This is a genomic window from Cognatiluteimonas lumbrici, assembly GCF_006476065.1.
Classification (GTDB): domain Bacteria; phylum Pseudomonadota; class Gammaproteobacteria; order Xanthomonadales; family Xanthomonadaceae; genus Cognatiluteimonas; species Cognatiluteimonas lumbrici.
Genome location: NZ_ML636798.1, coordinates 1,707,655 through 1,722,631, shown reverse-complemented (window position 1 = coordinate 1,722,631; position 14,977 = coordinate 1,707,655). Strand labels below are relative to the sequence as shown.

General features: G+C 71.5%; 10 protein-coding genes, 1 tRNA gene and 1 pseudogene. 10 read left to right on the top strand and 2 right to left on the bottom strand.

Going from position 1 to position 14,977, the window contains the following annotated elements; all coding sequences use genetic code 11:
• Nucleotides 1-7: 7 nt before the first annotated feature.
• Nucleotides 8-868, bottom strand: coding sequence for a 4-hydroxybenzoate octaprenyltransferase (gene ubiA, locus E4F25_RS08295; protein ID WP_140909685.1), 861 nt, complete (start codon nucleotides 866-868; stop codon nucleotides 8-10).
• A gap of 17 nt (nucleotides 869-885) precedes the next feature.
• On the opposite strand from ubiA, the gene E4F25_RS08290 reads away from it, so the two are divergent.
• The 8 genes from E4F25_RS08290 (at nucleotide 886) to E4F25_RS08255 (ending at nucleotide 7,436) form a co-directional block, all read left to right on the top strand.
• Nucleotides 886-962 (top strand) — tRNA-Arg (locus E4F25_RS08290).
• Nucleotides 963-990: 28 nt separating this feature from the next.
• Nucleotides 991-1,506, top strand: a complete 516-nt coding sequence (locus E4F25_RS08285; protein ID WP_140909684.1) for a c-type cytochrome — start codon at nucleotides 991-993, stop codon at nucleotides 1,504-1,506.
• Between the two features lie 25 nt (nucleotides 1,507-1,531).
• Nucleotides 1,532-2,188 (top strand): alpha/beta hydrolase, encoded by a 657-nt coding sequence (locus E4F25_RS08280; protein ID WP_140909683.1) that lies wholly within the window; start codon nucleotides 1,532-1,534, stop codon nucleotides 2,186-2,188.
• Nucleotides 2,181-3,278, top strand: a complete 1,098-nt coding sequence (zapE, locus tag E4F25_RS08275; protein ID WP_140909682.1) for a cell division protein ZapE — start codon at nucleotides 2,181-2,183, stop codon at nucleotides 3,276-3,278. The genes E4F25_RS08280 and zapE overlap by 8 nt, the downstream gene beginning before the upstream one ends.
• Nucleotides 3,279-3,288: 10 nt before the next feature.
• A complete protein-coding gene (queF, locus tag E4F25_RS08270; RefSeq protein ID WP_140909681.1) occupies nucleotides 3,289-4,101 on the top strand; it encodes an NADPH-dependent 7-cyano-7-deazaguanine reductase QueF in 813 nt (270 codons plus the stop codon).
• A gap of 102 nt (nucleotides 4,102-4,203) precedes the next feature.
• Entirely contained in the window at nucleotides 4,204-4,572 is a 369-nt protein-coding gene (locus tag E4F25_RS08265) for a LysM peptidoglycan-binding domain-containing protein (RefSeq protein ID WP_181168245.1), read from the top strand.
• A gap of 41 nt (nucleotides 4,573-4,613) precedes the next feature.
• Nucleotides 4,614-5,126: a hypothetical protein gene (locus E4F25_RS08260; protein ID WP_140909679.1), complete on the top strand. Its 513-nt coding sequence runs from the start codon at nucleotides 4,614-4,616 to the stop codon at nucleotides 5,124-5,126.
• A gap of 87 nt (nucleotides 5,127-5,213) precedes the next feature.
• Complete coding sequence (locus E4F25_RS08255; RefSeq protein WP_140909678.1) at nucleotides 5,214-7,436, top strand: NADP-dependent isocitrate dehydrogenase; 2,223 nt, start codon at nucleotides 5,214-5,216, stop codon at nucleotides 7,434-7,436.
• Nucleotides 7,437-7,440: 4 nt separating this feature from the next.
• On the opposite strand, the gene E4F25_RS08250 is transcribed toward E4F25_RS08255, so the two are convergent.
• Nucleotides 7,441-7,653 (bottom strand): hypothetical protein, encoded by a 213-nt coding sequence (locus E4F25_RS08250; protein ID WP_140909677.1) that lies wholly within the window; start codon nucleotides 7,651-7,653, stop codon nucleotides 7,441-7,443.
• Nucleotides 7,654-7,767: 114 nt separating this feature from the next.
• Between E4F25_RS08250 and E4F25_RS08245 the strand changes: the two are divergent.
• Nucleotides 7,768-8,559 (top strand): annotated as a pseudogene (locus E4F25_RS08245) (LysR substrate-binding domain-containing protein); the annotation flags it as partial.
• Nucleotides 8,560-8,642: 83 nt separating this feature from the next.
• Nucleotides 8,643-14,969 (top strand): hypothetical protein, encoded by a 6,327-nt coding sequence (locus tag E4F25_RS08240; protein WP_140909676.1) that lies wholly within the window; start codon nucleotides 8,643-8,645, stop codon nucleotides 14,967-14,969.
• Nucleotides 14,970-14,977 lie beyond the last annotated feature (8 nt).

The following is a 14,977-nucleotide window of genomic DNA, read 5'->3' as shown; positions in this document are numbered from 1 at the left end:
GCGGCGTTCACGCGGCCTGCCGCCACAACGCCAGCGCCAGCCCGGCGAAGATCGTGGCGCCGACCCAGTGGTTGTGCAGGAACGCGCGGAACAGCGCACCGCGCTCGCGGTGGCGCGCGATCACGAACTCGTAGGCCACCAGCAGGAGCGCGACCCCGAGCCCGATCCAGTACCAGTCGCCGAGCTGCGCGTTGCGCCCCACCAGCGCCATCGCACCGAAGAACAGCGCGTACAGCACGCCCTGCGCGACCAGGTCGAGGTCGCCGAACAGGATCGCGGTGGACTTCGCGCCCATGCGGATGTCGTCGTCGCGGTCCACCATCGCGTACCAGGTATCGTAGGCGGTGGACCACAGGATGTTGGCGCCGTAGAGCACCCAGGCGATCGGCGGCACCTCGCCCTGGATCGCGGCGAAGGCCATCGGGATGCCCCAGCCGAAGGCCATGCCCAGGTAGACCTGCGGCAGGTAGGTGTAGCGCTTGAGGTAGGGATAGGTCATCGCCAGCACGATGCCGACGAAGCTCAGGTAGACGGTCAGACGGTTGAGGGTCAGCACCAGCGCGAACGCGACCAGCATCAGCACCGCGAACACCGCCAGCGCCTCGCGCCCGGACACCGCGCCGGTGGCCAGCGGCCGGTTGCGGGTGCGCTCCACCTGCCCGTCGAGCCAGCGGTCGGCGTAGTCGTTGATCACGCAGCCGGCCGAGCGGGTGAGCCAGACGCCCAGCGAGAACACCAGCAGCGGCCAAAGCGGCGGCACCCCTCCGGCGGCCAGCCACAGCCCCCACCAGGTCGGCCACAGCAGCAGCAGCCAGCCGATCGGCCGGTCCCCGCGCACCAGTTGCCAGTACAGTTTCAGCCGCTTCATGCGAGAATTGCACCCACGCGCCTGTAGCTCAGCCGGATAGAGTAGTGGCTTCCGAAGCCATTGGTCGGGGGTTCGAATCCCTCCAGGCGCGCCAGCATCCACCGAATCACAGAGAGCGGCCAGTGCGCAACTACGACCTCGACTTCCTCAAGCGCTTCTCGCTGGTGATCGCCTTCCTGGCCGTCGTCACGATCGGCCTGATCGCGCTCGCCACCTACATCAACAACGTGATCCCGCCGGAAGTCTCCCCCGCCGCGCAGCAGCGCGAGCAGGCGCGCATCGCCCCGGCCGGCGCGGTCTATGCCGGCGCCACCGGCGCCGCCGCGCAGGCCGCCGCAGCCGCGGCCGCCGAGGCCGCCGCCGCGTCCCAGGTCGCCTACGGCGGCACCATGGACGGCTCGGTCATCTACAACAACCTGTGCACCGGCTGCCACACCGCCGGTGTCGGCAATGCACCGACCCTGACCGCCGCCGACTGGACCGCGCGCATCGCGCAGGGCCAGGAAACGCTCTACCGCCACGCGATCGAGGGCTACACCGGCCCCGACGGCGGCATCATGCCGGCCAAGGGCGGCAACCCGGCGCTGACCGACGACCAGGTCAAGGCCACCGTCGACTGGATGCTCTCGCAGCTCTGACGCGGCCCCCTCGTATCATGGGCGCATGACCGGCCCTGCATTCCCCGCCGAATCCGGCACGCTCTCGATCGCCGGCCCCGCCGGCGCGCTCGAGCTCGCGGTCGATCGCGCCGAGCGCCCGCGTCCGGTGGTGGCCATCGTCTGCCACCCGCTGCCCACCGAGGGCGGCACCATGCACAACAAGGTGGTGACCATGGCCTCGCGCGCGCTGCGCGAGTGCGGCGTGGACACGGTGCGCTTCAACTTCCGCGGCGTCGGCGCCTCCGAGGGCAGCTTCGATGCCGGCGACGGCGAGGCCGACGACCTGCGCGCGGTGGCCGGCTGGGTGCGCTCGCAGCGCCCCGACGCGGCCCTGTGGCTGGCCGGCTTCAGCTTCGGCGCCTACGTCTCGCTCAAGCTGGCGGCGGAGCTGCAGCCGTCCGGGCTGGTCTCGATCGCGCCGCCGGTAGGGCGCGCCTGGGACATGGACGCGATCGTGCCGCCAACCTGCCCGTGGCTGGTGGTCCAGGGCGAGGCCGACGAGATCGTGGACCCAGGGGCGGTGTACGCCTGGCTCGAGTCGCTGCCGCAACCGCCCGAAGTGGTGCGCATGCCCGGCGCCAGCCACTTCTTCCACCGCAAGCTGATCGACCTGCGCGGCGCCATCCGCAACGGCGTGCGCGCGTGGCTGCCCGATGAATGAAACCGGGGCGGCGCTGCCGTCGCAGCGCTACGCCGCGGGGGTCCAGCGCGGCGACTGGCAGGACGATCCGGCCCAGCATCCGGCGCTGCGGGAGCTCGACCGTATCCACCAGGCGGTGGCGACCGGCAACGCGCGCGGGTTCATGGGGCGCCTGCTCGGACGCGACCCGGAACCGCCGCGCGGCCTCTACCTGTGGGGCGGCGTCGGCCGCGGCAAGACCTTCCTCGTGGACCTGTTCTTCGACGGGCTGCCGATCGCCGAGAAGCGCCGCACCCACTTCCACCGCTTCATGCGTTCGGTGCACGAGAGCCTGCGCGAGCACGCCGGCGAACGCGATCCGCTGGCCGCGATCGCGCGCGAGTGGCGCAGCAGCCTGCGGGTGCTGGTGCTGGACGAATTCTTCGTCAGCGACATCGGCGACGCGATGCTGCTCGGGCGCCTGCTCGACCGCCTGTTCGCCGAGGGCGTGGTGCTGGTGACCAGTTCCAACATCCAGCCCTCAGGGCTCTATCGGGACGGCCTGCAGCGCGCGCGCTTCCTGCCCGCGATCGCGCTGATCGAGAGGCACTGCGCGGTGCTCGAGCTCGACAGCCCGCACGACTACCGCCTGCGCGCGCTGACCCGCTCGCCGGTCTACCGGCAGCCGCTCGACGATCGGTCCGACGCCTGGCTGGAGCAGCGCTGGCGCGAGCTCGGCGGCGACGACGACCACCGCGACGCCGGCATCCAGGTGGACGGCCGACGCATCCCGGTGCGCGCGCGCGGCCAGGGCATGGCCTGGTTCGATTTCGAAGCCCTGTGCGAGGGACCGCGCTCGGCGACCGACTACATCGAGGTCGCGCGCGAGTTCCACACCGTGCTGCTCGGCGGCATCCCGGTGATGGGACCGCGCATGGACGACGCCGCGCGCCGCTTCGTCACCCTGGTCGACGAGCTCTACGACCGCCAGGTCAAGCTGGTCTGCTGCGCCGACGCGCCGCCGACCTCGCTCTACACGGGAGAGCGCCTCGCCGGTGCCTTCGAGCGCACCGCCTCGCGCCTGATCGAGATGCGCTCGGCCGAATACCTCGCGCGCGAGCACCGCGGGTAGGATCGGCGCCATGGACCCGAACGCGCTGCCGCTGGGTCGCACCGTCGACTACCCGCGCGAGTACGACCCCGGCCTGCTCTACCCGATCCCGCGCGCGCTGGGCCGCGAGGCGCTCGGCCTCGACGGCGGCCCGCTGCCGTTCGACGGCCACGACCGCTGGCACGCCTACGAGGTGTCCTGGCTGGACCCGCGCGGCAAGCCGGTGATGGCGGCGCTGACGCTGGAAGTGCCCGCCGACACGCCGCAGCTGGTCGAGTCGAAGTCGCTGAAGCTGTACCTGAACTCGCTCAACGCCACCCGCTTCGACGATGCCGCAGCGGTGCGCGTGCGCATTGCCGACGACCTGTCGCGCGCCGCCGGCGGCCCGGTCCGCGTGCGCGACGGCGTACCGGAGGCGGTCGCGGGGGGCGACGGCGTGGACATCGACGCGCTCGACGTGGACGTCGACTGCTACGGCCCGCCCCGGCCGGAGCTGCTGCGGGCGGAGGCAGGGAAGGAAGCGGAGGAAGTCCTGCGCTCGCAGCTGCTCAAGTCCAACTGTCCGGTCACCGGCCAACCCGACTGGGCGAGCGTGCGCATCGCCTACGCCGGCCCGCGCATCGACCATGCCGGCCTGCTCCGCTACCTGGTGTCGTTCCGCGACCACTGCGAGTTCCACGAGCAGTGCGTGGAGCGCATCTTCGTGGACCTGATGGCGCGCTGCCGCCCGCGCGCGCTCTCGGTGGAAGCGCGCTACACCCGCCGCGGCGGCCTCGACATCAATCCCTGGCGCGCCACGCCCGGCACGCCGCCGCCCGCGCCCGGCCGCGACCTGCGCCAGTAGGCCCCCGCGCGCGCCGCCGGAGCGGCTGAACACGCGACGATGCGGGCTTCACGCCCGCCGTGTGACCCTGCGCCGGTCCCGTGCCGTGCAGGAGAGAACACGATGGCCAACACCCCCAACGATCCCGGCAAGCTGTCGTTGAAGCCCAGCCGCAGCGGCGGCAGCAGCGGCGGTAACGCCGATGCTGGCAACAGAGATTTCGGCAACGTCCGCAGCAGCAGCGACACCAAGCCCGGCAACGGGCCGACCGGCAAGGCCGACTTCTCCAACGTGGTCGGCAATGCCGACACCACGCCGGCGCGCGACGGCGGCGGCAGCTACACGGTCCAGTCCGGCGACACGCTGTCGGCGATCGCGCAGCGGCATTACGGCAAGGCCAGCCGCTGGCAGGAGATCTTCGAGGCCAACCGCGACCAGATCGACGACCCCGACCTGATCCGCCCCGGCCAGGTGTTGCGCCTGCCCGACTGACGCTCCAAGTCCTTCCCTTCCCCCCAGAGGAGACCCACCCCATGAAGCGCACTGCACTGAACGCGGCCATCGCCGCGATCCTGGTCGCCGGCCTCGCGCTGGCCGGCTGCAACCGCGACGCCAACGACACCGCGGACCGCGACACCACGCCGGCGACCGACACCACCGGCGCCACCGGCGACATGCCGCCGGCCACCACCGACACCTCGGCGATGGACACCGACGCCACCACCGGCCTGACCGTGACCACGGTGGACCTGGGTTCCGCGGTCGGCAGCGACAACCGCATCAGCACCCCGGCCACCACCTTCACCAGCGGCGACACCATCCACGCCTCGGTCGCCACCGACGGCGCGATGGCCGGCACCCTGACCGCGACGTGGACCTTCGAGGACGGCCAGGTCGTCGACACCCAGGAGAAGTCGATCCCGGCCGGCCCGCAGGTCACCGACTTCAGCATCACCAAGCCGGACGGCTGGCCGACGGGCACCTACCGCCTGGAGATCTCGAACAACGGCATGGTCGTGCAGACCCGCGAGTTCGAAGTCCAGTAATCCGGGCCGCCAAGGGAACACCCGGGGGCGCCGCGCGCGCCCCCGGTCCTACAATGGCAGGCCCCGCACAGGAACCGCGAGCGCGCCATGCCCGACTCCCGCATCATCTACACCCTCACCGACGAGGCGCCGCTGCTGGCGACGCAGTCGCTGCTGCCCATCGTCGCCGCCTACGCGCGCACCGCCGGCATCGCGGTCGAGACCCGCGACATCTCCCTGTCCGGGCGCATCCTGGCCCAGTTCCCCGACGTCCTGCGCGACGACCAGCGCGTCGGCGACGACCTCGCAGAGCTCGGCAAGCTCGCGACCACGCCGGACGCCAACATCATCAAGCTGCCCAACATCAGCGCCTCGGTGCCGCAGCTCAAGGCGGCGATCGCCGAGCTGCAGGCCAGGGGCTACGCGCTTCCGGACTACCCGGACGAGGTGACCGACGCGGCGTCGAAGGACGCCCGCGCGCGCTACGACAGGGTCAAGGGCAGCGCCGTCAACCCGGTGCTGCGCGAGGGCAACTCCGACCGCCGCGCGCCGGCCTCGGTGAAGAACTACGCGCGCAAGCATCCGCACCGCATGGCGGCCTGGGACAAGGGTTCGAAGGCCCACGTCGCGCACATGGAGGCCGACGACTTCTACGGCAGCGAGCGCTCGGTCACGGTCGACGAGGCGACGCGGGTGCGGATCGAGTTCGCCGCCGCCGATGGCGGTGTCCGCGTACTGAAGGAAGCCTTCCCGTTGCAGGCCGGCGAAGTGATCGACGCCGCGCGCATGCGCCATGCCGCGCTGGCTCGCTTCCTCGACGCGCAGCTCGCCGATGCCAGGTCGCAGGACGTGCTGTTCTCGCTGCACCTGAAGGCGACGATGATGAAGGTCTCCGACCCGATCATGTTCGGCGTCGCCGTCGAAGCGTTCTACGGGCCGGTACTGGAGAAGCACCGCGAGGCGCTGGACGCGGTCGGCTTCAATCCGAACAACGGCATCGGCGACCTGCACGCGCGCCTGCCGCAGCTGCCCCAGGACAAGCAGGACGAGATCCTGCGCGACATCGCCGCCCTGCGCGACCAGCGCCCCGGGCTGGCGATGGTCAACTCGGACAAGGGCATCACCAACCTGCACGTGCCCAGCGACGTCATCGTGGACGCCTCGATGCCGGCGATGATCCGCGACGGCGGCCGCATGTGGAACGCCGACGGCGAACTGCAGGACGCCAAGGCGGTGATCCCCGACCGCTGCTACGCCGGCATCTACCAGGCGGTGATCGAGGACTGCAAGGCCAACGGTGCGTTCGACCCGGCGACCATGGGCAGCGTGCCCAACGTCGGCCTGATGGCGCAGAAGGCCGAGGAGTACGGCTCGCACGACAAGACCTTCCAGCTCGACGCCGCCGGCACCGTGCGCGTGGTGGACGAGGCCGGCAACGTGCTGCTCGAGCACGAGGTCGCCCCCGGCGACATCTGGCGCATGTGCCAGACCAAGGACGCACCGATCCGCGACTGGGTGAAGCTGGCGGTGACGCGCGCGCGGCTGTCGGCCACGCCGGCGGTGTTCTGGCTCGACCCGCAGCGCGGGCACGACGCGCAGATCATCGCCAAGGTCGAGCGCTACCTGGGCGAGCACGACACCGACGGCCTGGACATCCGCATCCTGCCGCCGGTCGAGGCGATGCGGTATTCGCTGGCGCGCATCCGCGCCGGCGAGGACACCATCTCGGTCACCGGCAACGTGCTGCGCGACTACCTGACCGACCTGTTCCCGATCATGGAGCTGGGCACCAGCGCCAAGATGTTGTCGGTGGTGCCGTTGATGGCCGGCGGCGGCCTGTTCGAGACCGGCGCCGGCGGCAGCGCGCCCAAGCACGTCCAGCAGTTCCTGGCCGAGAACTACCTGCGCTGGGATTCGCTGGGCGAATTCCTGGCGCTGGCGGCTTCGCTCGAGCACCTGGCCGAGCACGCCGGCAACGCGCGCGCGCGGGTGCTGGCCGACGCCCTCGACGAGGCCAACGCGCGCTTCCTCGAGAACGACAAGTCGCCGACCCGCCGGCTCGGCGGCATCGACAACCGCGGCAGCCACTTCTACCTGGCGCTGTACTGGGCGCAGGCGCTGGCGGCGCAGGACCGCGACCCGAAACTCAAGGCGCGCTTCGCGAAGCTGGCCGAGGCCCTGGCGAAGGACGAGGAGAAGATCGTGTCCGAGCTCATCGCGGTGCAGGGCCAGGCCGTGGACATCGGCGGCTACTACCGCCCCGACCCCGAGGCGATGGCCCGGGCGATGCGCCCGAGCGCCACGTTCAACGCGGCGCTCGGGACGCTGTAGCGGATCAGCAGCAGGCGCCCGCCGGGCATTCGGGTTGCCCGGCGGCGCGCTGCGCATGCCGGCCGTAGGACGCGAACGCGCGCGCGGACGCTTCGCGATTGCCGTAGTGGCGGGCATAGCGGGCCCCGTCGCGGGGCGGCTGCGGCCCGTCCGGCGGGTCGACGGACAAGGGGAAGCCCTGCAGCGACAGCAGGTCCCTGAAGAAGCGGTGGTCCATGGCGGTCCTGTCCCCGGGCCGAAGCCCGTGTTGTTGAAGTGCGGACAAGCCTAGGCGCATGATTCGCGCTGAAAAAGCGATATTCCTGCAAGCCAGGCTTGAGAAGGATTCAAGATGAGCCGCCTTCCCCTGCACGCCTTGTCGGGCTTCGTGGCCGCCGCCCGCAGCGGCAACCTGACGCGCGCGGCGGAGGCCCAGCACGTCACCGTGAGTGCGCTCAGCCACCAGATCCGCGGGCTCGAGGAACACCTGGGCCGGCGCCTGTTCGAGCGCGGGCCGCGCGGCGTGCGCCTGACCGCCGACGGCGAACGCCTGCTGGCGCGGATCACCCGCAGCTGCAACTTAACCTGCTGTCGTCCGAACGCCTGGTGGACTTCGACCGCGACCGCGGCGTGGACGCCGCCTTGCGCATGGGTGCCGGCACGTGGCCCGGCGTGGCCGCGGAGCACCTGCTGGACGAAACCCTGGCGCCGGTCGCCAGTCCGGCACTGATCGCGCGCCACGGCATGCCCACAGACGCCACCCTGCACCGCTGGCCGCTGCTGGGCGAAATCGCGCCCAACCCCTGGGAGGCCTGGTTCGCCAGGTACGGCGGCGAAGCGCCGCCGCGCTACGTCGCCTCCTTCGACGACCTCGAGTCGCTGCATCGCGCCGCCGTCGCCGGCATGGGCGTCGCACTCGGCAGGCTGGTGCGCTCGCGCTCGCTGGTGGACGCCGGGCAGTTGCAGGTCCTGAGCTGCAACCACCTGCCCAGCGACTTCGCGCACTACCTGGTGTACCCGCCGCGCTCGGCGGACCACCGCGGCCTGCAACTGTTCCGCGACTGGCTGCACGCGCAGGCGCGGAGCGACCGCGGCGACGGCGCGGCCTCGCGCAGCGCGTAGGAAAACCCTGAAATTGCCTGAACGGAGCGCCGCGCTGGCGCTTCCGGGGCGCGGTTTGCGAACTAGCAAGGGCACTCCCGCAAACACGCTCCCCGAGGCATCGCCATGCGCACCCACAAGCTTTCCGCCGCCATCTTCCTGGTGCTCGCACCGTGGATCGCCGGCCAGGCCCTGGCCGACTGCAAGCCCACGCCCGCGACCGCGCCGATCGACGCCGGCGACGACGTCGTCGTCTGCGACAACGGCGACGGCGGCCCGGACACGGACGGCGTCGACTCCGGCGCAGGCAACGACACGATCACGGTGCTCGCGGGCTCCACGGTGTCCAACACCGGTGCCAACGCCATCGAGGCGAACGGCGGCACCAACACGATCGTCAACGACGGCGGGGTCTCGACCACGGGCAGCCTCGCCCGGGGCATCGCCGCCGGCGGCGACGGCACCACGATCACCAACAACGGCACCGTTGCCACCGACGGCTTCGATTCGCACGCGATCAGTGGCGAGGGTCTGGTCAACGGCGCGATCACGAACGCCGCCGGCGCGTCGATCACGACCTCGGGCAGCTTCTCCACCGGCATCACCGTCATGGGCGTCGCCACCACGAACACCAACGACGGCGACATCACCACCACCGGCGACAGCTCGAACGGCATGAGCGCGTTCAGCACGTTCGCCAACGACATGCGCCTGCTGAACAACGGCACCATCACCACGTCCGGGACCGGCGCGAACGGACTGCTCATGATCATGGATGGCGTGGGCCCCGCCGCCGCGGACGTCGCCAATGCCGGCACCATCGCCACCTCCGGCACGGACGCGGACGCCATCGCGGTCGAAGGCAACGCGCACCACATCGCCAACGCCGGCCACCTCTCGACCAGCGCCTCCAGCTTCGGACCGGGCATGGAATACGACGGCCGCATGCTGGGCGCGCAGGCGATCGAGGTCACCGGTGGCGGCAATACCATCGTCAATACCGGCACCATCGCCACCTCGGGCAGCAACGGCCACGGCATCGGCATCACCGGCGACGGCAACAATGCGGACAACGCCGCCGGATCCATTGCCACCACCGGCAACAACGCGGATGCGGTCCTGGTCGTCGGCGACAGCAACACGGTGCGCAACGCAGCCGGCCTTTCCACCAGCGGCCTCACCTCGCGTGGCGCGCGCGCGATCGGCGACGGCAACACGCTCCACAACCAGGCCACCGGAACGATCGCCACCGGCGGCATGGAGGGCGACGGCCTGCGTGCCGAGGGCGACGACAACCTGCTGATGAACGAAGGCAGCATCACCACCGCCGGCCAGGCGGCGGCCGGCATGCATGCGGGCGGCACCGGCAACATCCAGGCCAACTACGGCACGATCGCCACCACCGGCACCAACTCGAGCGGCATGCAGGCGTCCGGTGCCAGCTACAGCATCGCCAACCACGGCGCCGTCACCACCGGCGGCAGCAACGCGCAGGGCCTCTACGGCGTCGGCAGCAGCGGCCTGGTGCACAACACCGGGACCGTGGACACCACCGGCCTGGCGGCAGCCGCCCTGGCGGTCACCGGCACCGGCAACCGCATCAACAACGAGGGCGCGGTGACCACCTCCGGCCTCGGCGCCGCGGGCATGGCCGCCACCGGCGACGACAACATGCTGGCGACCGCCACGGGCTCCACCATCGCCACCTCGGGCCTCGGCGCGGACGGCATGTCCATCGACGGCAACTGGGTGGGGCCGACCGACTGGGCGGTCGTGCACCGGGGCGCCGTCGCGACCACGGGCGAGGACGCGGACGGCATCGAGGTGACCGGCGACGGCCACCTGCTCTACGTCTGGAGCGGGTCCATCACCACGTCCGGCACGTCCGGCGGCATCGCCGGATCGGACGCCACCAACGGCAACGCGTTCGGCGCGCAGGGCATCGACATCGCGGGCAACCGCAACGGCATCAGCCTGGAGGATGCCGTGATCACCACCACCGGCGCGTTCGCCGCCGGCGTCCACTTCACCGGCGACGACAACCACGCGCTGATGAGTTCCGGCACCATCAGCACCTCGGGCCAGAACGCCGCGGGCATGGCCGCGGTCGGCACCGGCAACCAGCTCTCCAACCAGGGCACGGTCACCACCGGCGGCGCCGGCAGCCACGGGCTGCACGCGATCGGCGACGGGTCGCAACTGCTCAACTTCGGCACCATCGCCACCACCGGCCCTGTAGCCAGCGGACTGGCGATCGAGCTGGGCAACGGCGGCAGCGTGCAGAGCTCCGGAAGCGTGGAAACCACCGGCGAGCAGTCGCACGGCATCCTCGCGCAGGGCAACGACCACCTGGTGACGCTGTTCGGCACCGTCACCACCCACGGCCTGGGCGCCGACGGCATTCGCCGCGAAGGCAACCAGGGCGCCGGCATGTTCCAGGGCATCGGTGTCGCCTCCGGCGCCGCCATCACCACCCACGGCAACGACGCCGATGCGATCTCGGTGGCCGGCAACGGCAACGTGGTCCAGGTCGAGGGTTCGCTCACCACCAACGGCACCTACGACCGTCCCGGCACGCTCGACGCCTCCGCCGGACGGATCGACGGTGCCCAGGGCATCGAGGTGGTCGGCGACGACAACCTGGTCGCGGTGTATGCCGGCGCCAGCATCACCGGCAACGGCGACTCCAGCCAGGGCATCGCGATGCACGGCAACGGCACCATCCACAACGCCGGCACCATCACCATGAACGGTGCACGCTCCACCGGCATCGAGCTCAACCGCGGCGGCGGCTTCATCCTCAACACCGGGACCGTCGCCACCTTGGGGGTGGCCTCGCACGCGATCGACGCCAACGGCTTCGACGCGGTCGCCGCGGTCGAGAACCGCGGTGGCACCGTCAGCACCAGCGGCGACTTCAGCGACGGCATCCGGCTGGTGTTCGGCGGCAAGGCCGCCTACAACAGCGGCCTGGTGGAGACCGCCGGCGCCCTGTCGGCCGGCATCCGGGCGTCGGACGACGGCAACACCGTGGTCAACGACACCCTCGGCACGATCCGCACCGGCGGCGACGACGCGCACGGCATCAGCGCCTGGGGCGACGGCAATGCCGTGTCCAACCATGGCGCGATCGAGACCACCGGCGTGTCCGCGCACGGCATCGCCACCGACGGCACCGGCAACACCACCCACAACGGCGCCGGCATCACCACCAGCGGGGCCGGCGCCGTCGGTATCCTGGCCGTCGGCGACGGCGGCGGCAGCGGCGTCACCAACGTCTACAACAACGGCAGCATCGCCACCTCCGGCGACGACGCGCACGCGATCGCCATCGCCGGCAACGGCACCATCACCGGCAACGGCGGCAGCCTGGCCACCGCCGGCAACGACGCCGGCGGCATCGCGATTCTGGGCGACGGCAACCGGGCCTTCAACCACTCCACCGGCAACATCGGCACGAGCGGCGACGACTCGGACGCGATGTCCGCCACCGGCGACGACAACCGGCTCGAGAACGTCGGCGCCGTCACCACCGGCGGCGCCGGGTCCCGCGGCCTGCGCACGACGGGCAACGACAACGTCGTGTTGAACCATGCGTCCGGCACCATCGCCACCAGCGGCCAGCAGGCCGACGGCATGCATTCGACCGGCGACGACGGCTCCATGTTCAACTACGGCGCGATCGCCACCACCGGCGACGCCGCCAGCGGCCTGCGCAACATCGGCGGCGGCATGTACGTCGGCAACCTGGAGGGCGGCCGCATCGCCACCTCCGGCGCCGATGCCACCGGCGTCCAGAGCCACGGCGACGGCAACGAGGTGACCAACTTCGGCGAGATCGCCACCGCGGGCCGCGATGCCGCGGGCATGGACTCGCGCGGCGATGGCAACTCCGTGTACAGCGTGGGCAGCATCGCCACCAGCGGCGACCATGCCGCCGGTGGCCTGGTCGTGGGCAGCGACAACGCCCTGCTGAACACCGGCGCGGTCACCACCACGGGCGAAGGCGCCGCCGGACTGTACGCCCGCGGCGGCGATCGCAACATGGTCAGCAACATCGGCAGCATCGACACCGCCGGCTACAACGCCGACGCGCTGGCCGCGAGCGGCAACGGCAACACCGTGTCCAACACCGGCAACATCGCCACCACCGGGGACCTCGCCTCCGGCGCGCAGGTGGACGGCGACGACAACTACGTCGTCAACGAGGGCGACATCGCCACTTCGGGCGTCAACAGCGCCGGCCTGTTCCAGATCTCGGGGACCGGAAGCACGCTGGTCAACCAGGGCGGCATCACGACCAGCGGCGTGCTCGCGCACGGCATCGCGCTCCAGGGCAGCGGCAACACGGCCGGCAACGTCGGCACCATCGCCACCACCGGGGGATCCTCCGTGGGCCTGTCGTCCGCGTGGGGCGGCGGCAACTCGCTGTACAACCTCGGCGCCATCACCAGCGACGGCGACTACGCCTACGGGATGATGGCGGCCGGCGACGGCAACACCCTGGTCAATGGCGGCAACGGCACCATCGCCACCAGCGGCGGCTCGGCCCATGGCGTGTTCGTCATCGGCAACGACAACTCGGTGCTCAACGAGGGCAGCATCGCCGCCGGCGCCGGCGCGGGCGTGGCGCTGCAGGGCGCGGGCAACTCGCTGTACAACAGCGGCACGATCGCGGCCTCCGGGCGGTTGGCCGCGGTGCAGCTCGACAGCGGCAGCACCTCGCACGTCACCAACCGCGGCAGCATCACCAGCGCCGCGGCCTGCGTGTCCGGCACGGGCGCGGGCGCCACCAGCGTGATCAACAGCGGCGTCCTCGACTGTGGCGGCAACGCGGTGACCCTGGGCGCGGGCGACGACAATGTGACCCTGGCCGACAACTCCATCACCCGCGGCGACATCGACCTGGGTGGCGGCAACGACGTGCTGGTGCTCGACGTCGGTGCCGGCCTGGCCGGCCGCCTCGACGGCAGCCTGCTCGGTGCCGAAGCGCTGCACAAGAACGGCGCCGGCATGTTCACCCTCGCCGGCGACGCGGAAGTCGGCTTCACCAGCGCGCACGTCAATGCCGGCACCCTGGTGCTGGTCGGCGGCACGCTCACCGGCAACACCCACGTGCACGCGGGCGCGACCCTGCAGGCGCTGGGATATGCGTTCAATGGCGACGTCGAGAACGCCGGCGTGCTGGTCTCCGGCGACGGCGTGCTCGCGATCGCGGGCGATTTCGCACAGTCCGCCGATGGCAGCCTGCACCTGTACTCCAACGTGTCCGGCAGCGACAGCAGCCGGATCGAGGCGACCGGCACGGCCACCCTGGGCGGGCAGGTGCACGTCACCGTGACCGACCCGGGCAGCCTGCTGCTCGGCTACAACGACATCGTGCTGGTGGAGGCAGGCGGCGGCGTCAGCGGTGCGTTCTCCGGCTTCACCGACAACCTCGTGGACAGCATCGACAGCGCGCTGGTGTACGACGCGGACCAGGCGCTGCTGCGGGTGACGCTGCCGCCGGATTCCGGCGCGATGCTCGGTTTCGGTGCCGGCACCGCCCACGCCTCGGGGCTGGTCGCCAGGGTCATGGACCAGCGCCTGCGCGTGCTCGACGACAGCCGCCGCGCCGCCGCTCAGGACCGCACCCAGCGCACCCACGAGGGTCCCTGGATCCAGTACTACGCGAGCGAGGCGACGTTCCAGGGCGCCGGCAGCGCCGGCGCGTTCGACGTCGCCACCACCGGCGGCCTGGCCGGCCTCGATTTCCGTCTCGGCGACGCGACCACGCTCGGCGTCGCGCTCGGCTACGGCGACAGCGCCACCACGACCACGGCCGCGCACGGCACCACCCGCAGCCTGCAGGGCGGCCTGTACGCCAGCCACGGTTTCGCGCGCGGCTACCTGGAAGGCGTGGCCATGTACTCCAGCCAGGAATACCGCGTCCAGCGGCGCACGCTGTTCGGCGACATCGCCGGCAGCACGCACGATGGCGAGGCGATCGGCCTGCGCCTGGGTGGCGGATTCCAGCTGCGCGACGGCATCACCGTGTTCGACCAGGTCGCCTACGACCACGTGGACCAGGACGGCTACGTCGAGTCCGGCGCGACCGGCTTCGCGCAGGCGTTCGACGCGGACAGCTTCGAGAGCCTGCGCAACCGGCTCGGCCTGCGGCTGTCGAGCTTCCGGCCGGGCGGCGACGGCACCGTCGCCAGCCCGTGGCTGGAACTCGCCTGGGAGCACGACTTCCTGATCGACGAAGTGCAGGTCGCCTCGCGTCCGGCCACCGCCGCCGGACCGGTCACGGTGGCCATGCACGACCACGGCGAGCGCAACGGGCTGGGCCTGCGCGCCGGCGTCTCGTTCCTGCGCGCGGACATGGTGTTCTCGCTGCAGGGCCACTTCGAGCGCCGCGGCGACCTCGAGGACTGGGGCGTGGGCATGCAGTTCGGCTGGCTGTTCGACTGACCGCCAGG

Excerpts from the sequence above, each read along its gene's own strand:
- queF (WP_140909681.1), top strand. The coding sequence starts at position 3,289 with ATGGACCCGAACGCGCTGCCGCTGGGTCGCACCGTCGACTACCCGCGC.
- ubiA (WP_140909685.1), bottom strand. The coding sequence starts at position 868 with ATGAAGCGGCTGAAACTGTACTGGCAACTGGTGCGCGGGGACCGGCCG.
- zapE (WP_140909682.1), top strand. The coding sequence starts at position 2,181 with ATGAATGAAACCGGGGCGGCGCTGCCGTCGCAGCGCTACGCCGCGGGG.
- E4F25_RS08280 (WP_140909683.1), top strand. The coding sequence starts at position 1,532 with ATGACCGGCCCTGCATTCCCCGCCGAATCCGGCACGCTCTCGATCGCC.
- E4F25_RS08260 (WP_140909679.1), top strand. The coding sequence starts at position 4,614 with ATGAAGCGCACTGCACTGAACGCGGCCATCGCCGCGATCCTGGTCGCC.
- E4F25_RS08250 (WP_140909677.1), bottom strand. The coding sequence starts at position 7,653 with ATGGACCACCGCTTCTTCAGGGACCTGCTGTCGCTGCAGGGCTTCCCC.
- E4F25_RS08265 (WP_181168245.1), top strand. The coding sequence starts at position 4,204 with ATGGCCAACACCCCCAACGATCCCGGCAAGCTGTCGTTGAAGCCCAGC.
- E4F25_RS08240 (WP_140909676.1), top strand. The coding sequence starts at position 8,643 with ATGCGCACCCACAAGCTTTCCGCCGCCATCTTCCTGGTGCTCGCACCG.
- E4F25_RS08255 (WP_140909678.1), top strand. The coding sequence starts at position 5,214 with ATGCCCGACTCCCGCATCATCTACACCCTCACCGACGAGGCGCCGCTG.